Source organism: Mycolicibacterium novocastrense (assembly GCF_001570485.1).
GTDB classification, from domain to species: domain Bacteria; phylum Actinomycetota; class Actinomycetes; order Mycobacteriales; family Mycobacteriaceae; genus Mycobacterium; species Mycobacterium novocastrense.
Genome location: NZ_BCTA01000012.1, coordinates 19,024 through 32,116, shown reverse-complemented (window position 1 = coordinate 32,116; position 13,093 = coordinate 19,024). Strand labels below are relative to the sequence as shown.

Below are 13,093 nucleotides of genomic sequence, written 5' to 3'. Positions count from 1 at the left end.
CACATGCCCCACCTTCTCGCCACACTGTGTGAACCGCTGGCGGGCAAGACTTCTGCCCGCCGCGGGGCTCAGAACAGGCCGCGGATGTGCTGATCGGTGCCGATCGCGTTGCCCAGCACGTGCGATGTGGTCGTGCCGTGCTGCGCGACGGTCTCGATGAGGCCCTGCAGACCCGACAGCATCTGGTGCTGGGCGTCGAAGAATCCATCGGCGCCTGAGCCGGCGAAGAACTCGGCCAACGCGTTGGTCTTGTTGGCGACATCGGAGTGGATCTCGTGCAGCTGGCCGGCGCGGTTGCCGGTGTCAGTCGCGAAGTCGGCCACCGCACCGGGGTGATAAGTAATTTTGTCCATGGCTTTGGGAACGTCCTTTCAGAAGAGAAGTTGGGTCTATACCGTCTGGGCGCCCGCGCCGAACAGCCCTTGGAACGCGTGCGTGGAGTCGGCCTCATGCGATTCCATCAGGGCCGCAGCGGCTTTGAGGCCTTCGGCCAGGCGCGTCCCACCGGTGAGAACCTTCTGCAGATCTGAGGTGAGTTGCGTGGCCGTCGCATGCGATGCGTTGACCGCTTGGCCGGACCAGGTCGCAGAACTCATCACGTTTTCCTGGTTGCCCAGATAGCCCCGGGCGATCGCCTGGGCGGTTTCCATGTGCGCCGTAATGGCATCACTGGTGGTGCGCAGCAATTCCGGTGTCACGACAATTGACACTGGATTCTCCTTTTCTGTTGGCATTCCCCCACGACTGACGGGGCATGTAGCGAAGTGTATGAGCCCTATTCAGTTGTGTCGATTCACTCTTGTTCACTTGTGCCCGACCGGCCCGAGCAGCCTTTTTGGCTGCTCACACCCGATCGTCGACCACCCGCACCGTTGCGGCCTGTTGATCGCGACCGCCCTCGCCGCCGCGCAGCGCGTTCGCCGCATGCCCCACCGGCATACCGCCCATCCCGCCACCCATCGGCGTCGTGGTGGTGGGAGCCCGTAGCGCGTCGACGCCGAGGGCACCGCTGGGCCGCATGCCGACCGGTCGCCCACTGGCGCCGGCCTCGAACGCACTGACCGGGCGGGTGAACGTCGACGCCGGCACACCGCCTGCGCCGCCGGCCGCACCGCCGCCGGAGCCCAGCGTCGAACCGGCGCCCGCTGCCGCATTGGCCGCCGGCACTGCCGCGGTCGCCGGCGCGCCCGCGCCGCCAGCGCCCAGAGCGCCGAGCATGCTGGGATTCATGAACATGCCCATCGCCGACTGCGCTGGCCCCATGAAACTCTGCGGCATCTGCGCTAACGACGAGGGCGCCTGCATCGCCGAGGACAGGCCTTGCTGAACCGGCCCCATCAGCGAGCCGACCTGACCACCGATTTCCTGGGCCGCCGACGCGCCCTGCCGGGTTCCGCTGGTAGCGGCTGAGGCGCTTTCATGCGCGGCGCGCATCCCGCCGCCGGCTGCGGTCTCGGCGGCGGCCTGGCTGACCGCGCTCGCCGCCGCGGCAGGCGCGGCCGGTGAGGCGCCCATCGTTGCGGGCGGCGCGGGAATAAGCAGGCTTTGGGTGAGCATCGAAAGCGTTGCCCCGTAGGTGGTTCCGACCGCGGCGTTGTTGGGCCACATCACGCCGAAGTACTCGACGTCCAGCGCCACGATTCGCGGTGTGAGCGTGAAGAACACCGCCGGATTGATAGCGTTGTCGGCGGCCCACTCATCGCGGTTGGCCTGACATTCGGCCGCTGGGCGCATCATCGCGTTGGCGGTCTCAAAGGCCATCACCGCGGCCTGCACCACCGCCGGTTTGACGTCGACCCAGCCGCCCAGGCCATGCAACGCCGTATTCTGCATCGTCACGTTGGCAGCAGAGGCCGCTGACCCGGCGCCCAGCCACGACGCCGAAGTCACCGCGGTATTGATCGTCGACGCGGTCGCCGATGCGTGGTGACTGGCACCCATCGCCGTCCACGCCGCCTCGTTGGCCACCATCGTGCCCACCCCGGTACCGGCCTTGAGGATCAGATCGTTGGCCTCAGGCGGTCGGGCAGGCCAGGTCGGGTCGGCCGCCCCCATTCGGGCTATCCACCCAAAGCGACGGTGGCCGCGCGCAGCACCTCAGTGGCCTCGGACACCCCCGCCGCCATCGTCTGCGCACCGGCGAATGCGCTGCGCTGGCCGACATGCTCAGCGACCACACCCAGATATCCAACGCCGCAGGCGTTGAGCGCCGCGGAGAACGCGATGGAATCCGGATCCCCACCCATCGGGGTGGTGGCGGTCAATGCTGGCGCCGCCGCCGCTGCTGCCGCCGCCGTTTCAGCGCTTATGGCAGCCTCAGCACCGGCGGAAGCCAAAACCGCTGCGGGTTCCACAGACCACATATTTTCCTCCCGAACACGTCATTGACGGTGTGTCCTGCGATGATCGATCAGTCTAGTGTGTGCTCGCCGACCCCGTGTGCACTAAAAACACCCAGCAAACGCTGACCTGCACAAATTCGCGCAACGTTAACCATCGGTTCCGGTGGTCTGCGCAGTGTCGTCCCGCTGACCCTGCGCCTTCTCGAACTTCTCGAACTCCTCCAGCCACGCCTTCGGTATCCGCCCCTGCTTACCGATGTCATATCCCTGTTCGCGCAGCCACGCCCGCGCGGCCTGCAGTTTCTGGTGACGCTCCTCCGAGCGCCGCATCCCGCGCCCGTTTCGCACCCGCCGGCCAGCGTCGATGTATCGCGCCATATCCTTGTCGAACTCGCGCGCATTGGTTTCAGACAAGTCGATCTCGTACTCGGCACCCCTATAGCTGAATGGGATCGTATTCGCGGGTTTCGATCCGTCGAAGTCGTCGACCAAATAGCTCTCGGTCTTTCTAGCCATTTGGACTAATCCCCTTCCTCACTCTCTCGAATCCCCTCGAAAACCCCATACTGCTGTTCCCGAAAACTGTAGCACTACATGGCGGAACAACTTTGTGCTAACGCAAAAACCGGGCACTTATCTAACACGTCTAGCTATTAGCGCTCATTGACGATGGGATCCCGACCAATACGCCTTCGGCGCTGGTGTCATCGGTCATCAACAACCCGCGGCCCGCCGGTAGCGCCTGCGCACGAATTGTCTGGCTGATCCTTTGTTGTGGATCGTTGTCCATATACAGCATCGCGACCTTAGCCGCCCGCTGATAGCGCACCCACGGATCCATTTCCATCGTCGCCCAGTTACCACTGCGGGTGGTAAACACGTGCAGCCCAATAGCGCGAGGGCTTTCCATCAGCTTCCACAGCGCCGATCCGACCGGATCCTTTGGCGGGCCGGGGTAGCTTTGCGCCGGCCGCAAATCCTGCACATCGTCGATCAGCACGAAGTGCCTCGGTCCCTCCCACGGTTTGAGCGCGCGCAACTCCTCCTGGCTCAACCCCGTCGGTGGCCGGCGCGGCAGCAGAATCTCGCGGGCCAGGTGGGTGATCACCTCGTCGATCTCGTCCTGCTCATAGGCGTAGGCATGCACGTACTCGGGCGCGATCAGGTTCTGCAGGGGACCGACCTTGGGGTCGATGATCGTCAGCCTGGCCTCGTCTGGGCTGAATCGGTCCATCACCGCCTCGCCGATGGCCATCAGCGTCGAGCTCTTTCCGCAGCCTTGCCGGCCCATGATCATCATTCCCGGGTGGTCCCGCAGCGATATCGGCACCGGGCGCAGCTCATGCTGCTCGCCGATCGCGAACGCGATCGACAACTCGCGCTGCGGGCGCTGCTGGCGGTCGAACTCCAGAATCTGGGCCAGCGCCACCTCTTTGGGCAGCCGCATCAAAGTCGCGTGCTTTGGCGTACCAGAGACCTCGGCCACCACCTTGCCGATGTCGCGGGTCGCGATCCGCTGCCCGTCGCGACCGACGATCTCGGGCACCCCGATCAGCAGCTCGTGTAAAGAGTTGGTCAGCGCAAACCCCGGCAGGTCCAACGTCTTGCGGGCAGCTTCGCGCCCCTCCATCGAGGCGTTGTTCATCTGGTTTTCGCCGGGCTCGGCCAGCCGCAGCTGGATCTTGACGTTGGAGTTTTGCACCAGCGTTCCCCGTTGCCCGTACGTCCAGCCGCCGCCGGTGGCCACGACATGTACACCGTATTGCGGTCCGATACCGCTGAGCGCGACGATGCGGTCGCCGAGCACGGTGTCGCGGGAGTACAGATCGGCGAAGTCGTCGATCACCAAGAACACGTCACCGAAGCGGTCGCTGGGGTCGGTGTTACCCAGCCCGTCGCTGCCTGGCCCGAACCGTTGTTCGCGAAACTCGTTGATATCACTGGAGGTCCGTCGAAACGCGTCCTCGCGAGCGTTGACGATTCGCTCCATGCTCGCCACGGTGCGCACCACGCCCTCGTTGTCGTTGGGCGAGATGATGTCGGCGACGTGCGGCAGCGACGAGACCTGGTTGAGTGAGGCGCCGCCGATGCAGAAGAACGTCACCCGCGCAGGGGTGTACATCAACGCCGCCGAGCACATCATCGTCATCAGCGTGGTTGTCTTGCCCTTGGATTTCGCGCCGACCACCATGATGTTGTCGCGCAGCACGTCGATGGAAAACACTTGCTGCTTGGCCTCTTCGGGGATGTCCATGATGCCCAGCGGAAACACCAGCCCAGCGTTGCGGCCGTAGTCGACGTGCCAGTCCTTGCCGCGATACTGGCGCACCAGCTCGTCGACGGGCTCAGATTTCTCCAGCGGCGGCAGCCAGATCTTTCGTGGCGCCTTGTGCGGAACCGCCATCAGCGACTCTCGGTACACGTCGACGATCTTCATCTTCTTGAAGCCGTCATCGCGGATCACGAACTCATCGGGTTCGTCGTCGACGGCCGCGGCCTCAGCAAGCGCGGCGGCGTCCTGTTCATCGAGCGGCTGGTATTCCCAGTTGTACAACCGCGGCTTGGTCAACGTCATATCGATGGTCTTGGCCAGTTTCTTCTGCTTGGGCACCACGAACGGCGCCGACAGATAGAAGCACCTGAACGGCTCCAGATCCCGCGGCCCAACCTTGAGCAGACCGAATCCGTTCTCTTTCGACGGCAGGTGGAACGCAGCATCAGAGCCGATCACCTCTCGGCTCTCATCGCCGGACTCCGCGCGCAGCGCGATGCGAAATGCGATGCTGTGCTTGACCTTCATCAGCGACGACAAGTCCAGCCGCTGACCGCCCAACATGAAGAACACGTTCGCGCCGCGCCCGACCTGAGCGATGTGAATAATGAGGTCAATCCACTTCGGCTGCGCGGTGAACAATTCCAGATACTCGTCAATGATCACCAGCAGGACCGGCACCGGCTCCAAATCCCGTCCCGCTAACCGGATTTCCTCATAGTCGTTGGCGTCGCGCGCACCCACCGTGTTGAACAGCTCGTAGCGCCGCTTGATCTCGCCTTGGATCGTTTTGCGCATCCGCTCAGCCAAATGCCGATCGTCTTTACCCATGTTCGACAGCGCCGCGACCGAGTGCGGGATACCGTGAATGTCTTGGGCCGCTGAGTCGAACTTCATGTCGACGAATATGATGTTGAACGTCTCCGGGGAATGGGTCAGCGCTACCCCGTAGGCCAGCGACAGAAAGAACTCGGATTTGCCCGAGCCGCTGGTGCCGATCACCACCGAGTGGAAGCCGAACCCGCCGAAGTCTTTTGCCCGGAAGATGATGTTCTGCAGCTCACCGTTGGGTTTGGCTCCGACCGGGATTTCCGACCACCGCGCATCGCCCCGTCCGCGCCGTTCGGCCCATAACCGGTCCACGTCCAGTTCGCGCGGATCGGCGATTCCCAGCGCGCGCTGCAGTTCGGCGGCACCGCTGCTGGAATCGGTCACCTCGGTGGCGCTGCTCGACGACCAGCGCGCCATCGCCCGCGCGTATCGGTAGGCGCGCGGGGTGGACAGCTGATCGGCGTGGGCGAAGAACTTGCCGCCTGTGCGCAGCAGCGGCGCCGGCGCCGGCCGCGCATCGCCGTTGCGCTTACTGTGCTTGCCGCCGGAGGATTTGCCGTTGGCCGTGCCGCTGCCGTTGCTCTCAGCCGCACCACTGACGCGTTCACCGAGCTCGAAAACCTGATCCTTGCCGAACCCGACGCCGGTGCCCACCCGCGAGGCGACCCGCAGCACGGTGATGCGTTCCTTGCCAACCTGACCGACCACACTTTCCCAGGCCTCAGGGCTGCCGGTGTTGTCGTCGACGATCACCCAGTGCGGCCCCAGATCCGCAGGGCTGTCTCCGTTGGGGGACTCCAGCGGTGAGGCCATCGCGGTCGGGCTGGCCGCCGTGGGCGGCTTCCACGCCCCCCGCTTGCCTTTCATATGCAGCTCGCCAGCCAGGGTCTGCTCCAGCTCGCCGGGAGTCTGAAACACCAGCCGCCGCCACCCGCACGCATCGAACAGCTCATCGTGCTGGTTATGCGGCAGCCACACCATCCACGACCACACGTCCGGGTTGCGGGTCACCACCATCAGCTTGACATCGGACGGACTGTGAAACACCGCCAACGAGCACAGCACCGAACGCATCAGCGACCTCACCCGGTCAAGGTCCTCACCGACGAAACTGAACCCCGGCTGCGACCGCAGGTTGAGCACCTTGGCGATATCGCGAATCTTGCGTTGCTCCAAGATGAAATCACGCAGCGCTTGACCGGTGACCGGCTCCAGCTCCTCCTCGATCGGAATGTCGGGCCAGGTCACCGACAGCACTGAATCCGGTGCGTTCTGCACACCGACACCCAGGCGCACATCCAGGAAATCGGGATCGCTGCGCCGGCGCTCCCACATCCGCGGCCCACCCACAATGGCCCCCAACCCCAAGGGATTGGAGTGCACCCTTTCCTGGGAAGCACGCTGGGCACCCACCGCCTTCTGGATCTGCTCGCGGTCCCCGTCGAGTTCACGCAGATAGGTCCGCCGATTCTTTTCCTGCTCACCCCAGCTGATCTTGCGGGCGCGACCGAACCGGCCCGAAAACATCAGCATCATGAACGCACCGATGCCAAGCAGCGGGAAGAACCCGTTCTGCAGACTGCGATTGCCCGATACGTAGAGCATGACAATCGTGCCGAGCAGGCCCACGATCAGCGCCGGGATACCGATGATGACCCACATGTTGCGCGGCTCCCGATCGGGTAGCGCGTGCGGAGCCTTGGGCGCCACCCGCACCGGCTTGGGGTCGGGAACCTCCGTCCGCACAGGCACAAACGCTCGCTTGGACATTGTTTACTGCCCCCTATTCTCGGCTGGCACCGCAGCTGCTTGCACGTCCAAAGTCCTCACCCTTCTAGCCTCCTGCCTGCTGGCGCGCCGCCGGGACCACAGGTTTGACGTCCCCGGCCACCGGCACCGTGTCACGCTCTAACAGCGCAGTCTCTTGCGACAACGCCGGCCCCGCCGCGAAGGTCCGCAGCAGCGGCCACGGCGCTTGTTGTGCCGATCCCTCGTTTAAGCCCAGCGCGTTGAGCGTCGCATCGGTTGCGGCGATGCCGAACCGAACGCCGTTGTCCGACACCCAAAACAGCGACTCACGCGAGTGGGCGTCCTTGACCGCACTGGTGGATACCACATAGTTGGTCGCACCCGGAAGCATGAGGACCCGATCAGCCACCACCGAGGCCGGGTCACGGTCATCACGCACCAGCGACACGATCCGCTGATCCATCGACGACGGCACCGGAAGGCCCCGCCCGCTATACACTGTGACGCGCGCCTGCGGATCAGTTGAGGCCTTCTCCCACCCGACACAGGTGGTCGGATTAGCCGCGGTGTCAACAAATTTCAGCCGCCCATCCGGGTAGTAATCGACTGGCAGCGAGTTCACTTCGGGGATGTCGACCAGCACGTCCGGACTGACTACCTTCGGTTCGGCCGACCCGAACGAATTAGAGCTGCGCAGCAAGTCGGCCACGAAACTGGAGATCTTTTGCACCCCGTCGGCGAGCAACACATAAAACTGTGTTCCCCCGCCGGCGGTCTGGGCCTGCAACACCGCCCCCACCTGCGAGCCCGCCACCAACGTCGAGTCAGCTCCCGCCTGCGGCACCACCGGCACCCGCAGCGGCTCCGTCGACGGCAACCCATCAAAAAGCGCACGTGAAATATCCACCGGCACAGTCACACCCGGATCGATCCCCAAACTCAGGGTGACTGCCCGATCGGCCGGGTCGATGTGCGAACGCTTGCCGTCCCAGATCACATATTGAGCCCCCTCGAACCGCACCAGCACACCCACGCCGTCGGGCAGCGGCTCGGCCCGACCCGCCCGCGAGAGCTGACCCCCGATCGATGTCACCACCGGCTGCCCCCCGCCGCGCTGCGGCCCCGCGGTATCGCAGACCGCCCACGCCGACGGCGCGCCATGGTTGACCACCATCGCCGCCGGCGCCCCCGGGATGCCGATCAGCGGCGCCGGCGGGTACTTGGCGATCTCGGCCGGTTTGACCCATGTCGGCGATCCAGCGGTACCGGTCGCCAGCCGCGCCGAGGTCAGATTCAGCGCCTTATACAGCCTGCCGTCAATGCGGGCGTAGATCGCCCCCGTGTCACGATCGCCGATGATCGCCGAATCCCCCACGGTGCCCGACGGTTTGAGCACATTCAGCAGGACCATCCAACCCATACCGATCAACACGAACACTATCGACAGGGCGATCGCGGCGGTCTGCTTGCGGTCGTCATGCTTCATCCGCACCGAAAACCGCGTCGTGGCCGCGCGCAGCCGGCGGTTGTAGAACAGATGCCCGGAGTTCTGATCCCGGTTCGACAAACTCAGCGGCATGATTCAGTACCCCCTCGGTGCTCGGCGCGGATCGGCCTGCTGGATCCGATCAGCCAAATTCGATCCGTCCGCAAAAACGCCGTACCGGCCTTGCGCGTAGTTGATGAAGGCTGCGGCCTGCGCCGTCAGATCGTGGATATTCCTTGAAGTGCCCGGCTCGTGATACGCGCGAAAGGTCGGCTCGATGAACTGCCAGGCACCCTTGCTCGGCGTACCCTTCGCGGCGTTGGAATCCCAGCCGTTGACCGCGGCAGGGTCGTAGCCCGACTCCCGCTTGGCGACCAGATCCATGCCGCGTTCCCACCGCGCCCGCGCCACCGGGTGGTGAATACCCTTGATATCCAACGCCCGACGAATCGCCGCCAGCACCGCACCGCGCCCACCACCGCCGACCGGCGCGGCATCCGCCGACGACCGCGCGGCCAGCTGATGCCGACGCAGATACAGCAGTCGCCGCAACCGCAGCGCCAACACCCGCGCCTGCGACCGAGACCGCACGATGTGCCCGTGCTGCGCCCGCAGCCGCGCCACCATCCTCGCCATCGCCTCACGCCGACCCATCGGCGTATCACCAGCCGGCATCGGATCCGCCCGCGCCGCATCCAAAATCACCCGCGTCGCAGTGCTGGCATGCACACGGTCGGCCCGCGCACTCTCCAAGATCTGCGCCAGTGCCCCATCAGTGGAGGCCAGCCGCCGCAGATCCCCCACCGCGGCCCCCGACCGCACCACCGCCGGCGCGGGCAGCCCACCCGAGCCGGTCGACGAGCTGATCTGATCGGCGCGCGCAGACAACGACGCCGGCCCGTCTCCGACACCACCAGCAGGGGTGTTTCCCGCAAAAAGGTTGTGGCCGCGCGCAAGCGCAGCCACCGCCTCAGCCATCAGCGGGTCACTCAACGGATCCCTCGCCATAGGTGCGCTTGAACTCCGCTTGCGCCTCTTTGCGCAGCGCCTCGAAGACAGCGTTGAGCCGAGCCTGCAACTCGATATACGTATACGACGTCATCACATCGGCAGCCATCTTCAGATCCAGCAGCTGCCCATCCAAGTCACACATCGCGTAGATGTCACCCAGATCGGCCGTAAACGTCTCCAGCTCCTGGGCGGCAAGAAAATCTTCCCACTTCTCGGCGTTCTCCCGCAGCTCGGCCAGCGTCTGATCGACGAACGCCTTATCCGCCGCCGCGCCGTGCCGCACCGGATCATCATCGTCGGGCTCCTCGGCCACGCTCATTCCCACCTCCGGCCAGCTAACGTCTCATACCAGGCGTAGTGGTAACTCGCCAGCACCGTATGCCCAGCCGCCATCGCCTCAGCGGCACCTAAAAGCATGCAGGAAAGCACCTGCGCCTCGCTGACACTCGGATACGCGGCCAACATCGACTGCGTCGCGGTCTGCACATGCACCGCCAACACGTCCAATTCCGCCTCAGGAACACCCGTATGCGCAGCACCAGCCTTAGCCAACGTGTGCGCGATGCGCGGCAACCCCTCATGCAGCCGAGTCGCCTCCCCGAGCCGCCAACCCAGATCCTCGACGATCTCGACCACCGCAAAAGGCTTCTCCGCCAACGCCGGAACCGCACTCGGCGCAATCCGATCACCAGGCCCATAGCGGGCGCTGCGCTCCAGCGGCCCAACCCACTCCTCGAGCTTGCCTGACCGCCGCGCGGGTTCGAGCACCACCACACCAGCCGGCAACACCACACCAGGCGGAACCCACCCCGACATCACATCGGTAGCCACCACGATGCTGCCGTCAGCGCGTTCACCGACCACCCACTTCAGCGCCGGCTGCTGGCGCGCCACGATACCGGTCACCTGCTGCAGCCACTCTTGCAGCTGGTCCGGCCCGGCAAACGACGCCCGGCCCTCCACGTGCCCTCTCGACACCGGTGCCGGTGCGGGCCTGACCTCGGCGGACGCAACCACCGGTGCCGGTGCGGGCCTGACCTCGGCAGGCCGGACCACCGGGGTCGTCTCCTCGACCGCCGGTTGACCATGGGCCACCACCTGCGTCGACTCGTCGGGCCGCAGCGTCTCGCGCGCCACCACCTGCGTCGACTCGTCGGGCAGCACCGACGCCCGGGCCACCACCTCCGTCGTCTCACCGGCATCATCGTCGGGCTCATCGGCGTCGACGATCACCACCGGCTGCGGCCCCGACATCGGCCGGGTGTCATGGCTCGCATTCGACGCCGAAGCGACCGCGGGCTCGTACTCGTCGGTCTGGGACTCATCGGCGTCCACGAAGTGCCCGGCAGCGGGCCGCGGCGCCGCCAGCCGCTCGTTCGGAGGCGGCGGCACCGGCGGACGTGGCGGCGGTACAGGCGCAGGTCGCGCACCGGGCTGCGGCACCCCGTGCGCAGGACCGCCGCCCGGCGCCGGCCGTCCAGCGCCATCACGGTGCGGCGGCGGCGTCGTTGGACGGCCATCCTGTCTGGGAGCACCCCTCCCACCAGCGCTATTAGGACGCCCCGCTCCCGGACGCTGCATCAGATCGGCCTCGATTGCCTTGGTCACCTCGACGACCTTCGGCGACACGGTGATCGCCCGCCCACCCAGCGACCGCACAGTCGATTCGACCCGCAGCACCGCCAACGCCCGCGCGACGTCGATCGCCCGCCTCTCCAAATCCCGCCGCTGCTCATACGGCATATGCGTCCAGCGATCCATCTCCGCCAGCCGCTCGTTGGTCCGCTCGACGATCTTCATCAGGTCCTCGTGCAGATATCGGGCAACAGTCTCGGTCTCCGGACGCGGAGTCATCAACTCGTAAGGCCACACCCCGTCAAGCACTACCGCCGAGCAGTCACGCGGCATCCGCTGCGGACCGCGCTGCGGGTCCTGCCGACCGTGCATGCCCCCTGGCACCTCGTACTGGGGAACTGCCATGTGGTCCAGCGCGCGCGCTTGAATGTCCGCTCTGACCCGGCGACCCCTACGGAATAACCCCACGGCGACGACATTACTGCCGTTAGCGAATACTGACCACTCACCCTTAACGCTAACGTTAGCGCCAGAATTACAAGAGGAATTAGGCATGCGAATTCATAAATGCGCCACAAATGGCACCCCAAGTATCCGAGCTCGGCGCGCCCCACGCGCCCACCGCTGTACGATACCGCCTCGCACCACCACTCCGGTGCACAAAGTTTTCCGAGGCTCGACGCTCCGGTTAGCGCACACGAGGCAACCACAGCGGAACCAAACCGACTGCCAGTGAGCGGCGCATGTCACCGCGATTTCGTATGGTCCTCTCGACGTAAAACGCAGAAAGGGTGCGCACGAAACCATGGACGCCCTCAATAAGTTCGTCCGGTGGTCACCAGAGGTCAAGGAATTCCTCGGCCCCGACGCGCTGACGACCCTGTGCCGAAGCGCCGGCGATTACACCTGCATTACCTGCAGCAAGCCCGGCAAGGCCACCCGCGAGCGCACCAGCGTCATCGTCGTCAAGGGCACCCCCGAAGCCCCGCCTGTCGTCCAGCTCGCCCACGCCCGCTGCGCCCCGTCGCAGATCATCACCCTCGACACCGCAACCATCGACCCCGACAATCCATCGATCAATCTCGACGAGGACATCATCAGCGTCACCATGCTGTGGCAAGCAGCAGACGGACCTCTCGCAGGCCTGATCCTCGACCGCCACGCCGGCATCTCCCTCATCCACGGCTCCGGCGACCGCGAAGACCTCTGGGTGCAGTTCCTCCTCGAAAAGCAGTGGGCACTGGTCCTCGACCCAGCCCAAAACTTCCCCCTCATCACCACCGGCACAATTGAACTCAACCGCAGCGGCCAGGGCCGCGTGGTCAGCGACCCGGCCGGTACCGTGCTGCTCGACCCGCTACCGGACCCGTCCGAGCAATGGGTCAGCGCCGCGCTGGACCGCGGCCTGGTCCGCGTCTACGCCGGCGACGTCGGCATCAGCGACCACCCCGACCACGACGTCCAGAACACACTTTTCACCGCGATCAGCGCCGGACGAATCGCCGGCGCCTACCTGCCCGTGACCCGCCTCGCCTAACCCGTGAACCTGCAGCCTTCATCGTCGACCACCCCGGCACACCGCCCGGCCGACGACCACCCCGGCACAGATGACACGCCGATCCGTGACCTCATCCCTGGCCTCGACGAAATCGCTGCTCTCCCAATACCCTACACCCGCCTACCCCCGCGAGTCCACGCCGCCTACGCCGACGCATTCACCCACTGGGCCGACATCGCCAACCAGACCATCGAGTCCCTGAGAACCCACCCCGGGGTCGGCGAAGCCGCCGTGCAGGCCCTACTCGCCGCAGCCACCGACGCCATCAC

At 65.5% G+C, this 13,093-nt stretch carries 11 protein-coding genes; 1 reads left to right on the top strand and 10 read right to left on the bottom strand.

Annotated features, from left to right (window positions below; translation table 11 throughout):
- Positions 1 to 68 precede the first annotated feature (68 nt).
- The 10 genes from RMCN_RS03825 to RMCN_RS03780 form a co-directional block, all read right to left on the bottom strand.
- Positions 69 to 353 (bottom strand): WXG100 family type VII secretion target, encoded by a 285-nt coding sequence (locus tag RMCN_RS03825; protein WP_067387426.1) that lies wholly within the window; start codon positions 351 to 353, stop codon positions 69 to 71.
- 36 nt (positions 354 to 389) lie between these two features.
- Positions 390 to 710: a WXG100 family type VII secretion target gene (locus RMCN_RS03820; RefSeq protein ID WP_084377116.1), complete on the bottom strand. Its 321-nt coding sequence runs from the start codon at positions 708 to 710 to the stop codon at positions 390 to 392.
- A 133-nt stretch (positions 711 to 843) separates the two neighbouring features.
- A complete protein-coding gene (locus tag RMCN_RS03815) occupies positions 844 to 2,055 on the bottom strand; it encodes a PPE family protein (protein WP_067387422.1) in 1,212 nt (403 codons plus the stop codon).
- A gap of 5 nt (positions 2,056 to 2,060) precedes the next feature.
- Entirely contained in the window at positions 2,061 to 2,363 is a 303-nt protein-coding gene (locus tag RMCN_RS03810) for a PE domain-containing protein (protein WP_067387420.1), read from the bottom strand.
- 126 nt (positions 2,364 to 2,489) lie between these two features.
- Positions 2,490 to 2,858, bottom strand: coding sequence for a histone-like nucleoid-structuring protein Lsr2 (locus tag RMCN_RS03805; protein ID WP_067387418.1), 369 nt, complete (start codon positions 2,856 to 2,858; stop codon positions 2,490 to 2,492).
- 130 nt (positions 2,859 to 2,988) lie between these two features.
- On the bottom strand, positions 2,989 to 7,215 hold the full coding sequence (eccCa, locus tag RMCN_RS03800) for a type VII secretion protein EccCa (protein ID WP_067387416.1): 4,227 nt from the start codon (positions 7,213 to 7,215) through the stop codon (positions 2,989 to 2,991).
- 64 nt (positions 7,216 to 7,279) lie between these two features.
- Entirely contained in the window at positions 7,280 to 8,773 is a 1,494-nt protein-coding gene (gene eccB / locus RMCN_RS03795; protein WP_067387415.1) for a type VII secretion protein EccB, read from the bottom strand.
- Between the two features lie 3 nt (positions 8,774 to 8,776).
- On the bottom strand, positions 8,777 to 9,673 hold the full coding sequence (locus RMCN_RS03790) for a transglycosylase (protein ID WP_067387460.1): 897 nt from the start codon (positions 9,671 to 9,673) through the stop codon (positions 8,777 to 8,779).
- Positions 9,666 to 10,010 carry a DUF2710 family protein gene (locus RMCN_RS03785; RefSeq protein ID WP_067387413.1) on the bottom strand — a complete coding sequence of 115 codons (345 nt, stop codon included), beginning with the start codon at positions 10,008 to 10,010 and terminating at the stop codon, positions 9,666 to 9,668. Before RMCN_RS03785 ends, RMCN_RS03790 begins: the two co-directional genes overlap by 8 nt.
- Positions 10,007 to 11,671 (bottom strand): DUF5631 domain-containing protein, encoded by a 1,665-nt coding sequence (locus RMCN_RS03780; protein ID WP_131808501.1) that lies wholly within the window; start codon positions 11,669 to 11,671, stop codon positions 10,007 to 10,009. The genes RMCN_RS03785 and RMCN_RS03780 overlap by 4 nt, the downstream gene beginning before the upstream one ends.
- 400 nt (positions 11,672 to 12,071) lie before the next feature.
- On the opposite strand from RMCN_RS03780, the gene RMCN_RS03775 reads away from it, so the two are divergent.
- Positions 12,072 to 12,803, top strand: coding sequence for a hypothetical protein (locus tag RMCN_RS03775; protein ID WP_067387411.1), 732 nt, complete (start codon positions 12,072 to 12,074; stop codon positions 12,801 to 12,803).
- Positions 12,804 to 13,093: the final 290 nt, after the last annotated feature.

What these genes read in the sequence shown, in the direction of transcription:
- RMCN_RS03825 (WP_067387426.1), bottom strand. Translation starts at nt 353, where the DNA reads ATGGACAAAATTACTTATCACCCCGGTGCGGTGGCCGACTTCGCGACT.
- RMCN_RS03815 (WP_067387422.1), bottom strand. Translation starts at nt 2,055, where the DNA reads ATGGGGGCGGCCGACCCGACCTGGCCTGCCCGACCGCCTGAGGCCAAC.
- RMCN_RS03810 (WP_067387420.1), bottom strand. Translation starts at nt 2,363, where the DNA reads ATGTGGTCTGTGGAACCCGCAGCGGTTTTGGCTTCCGCCGGTGCTGAG.
- RMCN_RS03805 (WP_067387418.1), bottom strand. Translation starts at nt 2,858, where the DNA reads ATGGCTAGAAAGACCGAGAGCTATTTGGTCGACGACTTCGACGGATCG.
- eccCa (WP_067387416.1), bottom strand. Translation starts at nt 7,215, where the DNA reads ATGTCCAAGCGAGCGTTTGTGCCTGTGCGGACGGAGGTTCCCGACCCC.
- eccB (WP_067387415.1), bottom strand. Translation starts at nt 8,773, where the DNA reads ATGCCGCTGAGTTTGTCGAACCGGGATCAGAACTCCGGGCATCTGTTC.
- RMCN_RS03785 (WP_067387413.1), bottom strand. Translation starts at nt 10,010, where the DNA reads ATGAGCGTGGCCGAGGAGCCCGACGATGATGATCCGGTGCGGCACGGC.
- RMCN_RS03780 (WP_131808501.1), bottom strand. Translation starts at nt 11,671, where the DNA reads ATGGCAGTTCCCCAGTACGAGGTGCCAGGGGGCATGCACGGTCGGCAG.
- RMCN_RS03775 (WP_067387411.1), top strand. Translation starts at nt 12,072, where the DNA reads ATGGACGCCCTCAATAAGTTCGTCCGGTGGTCACCAGAGGTCAAGGAA.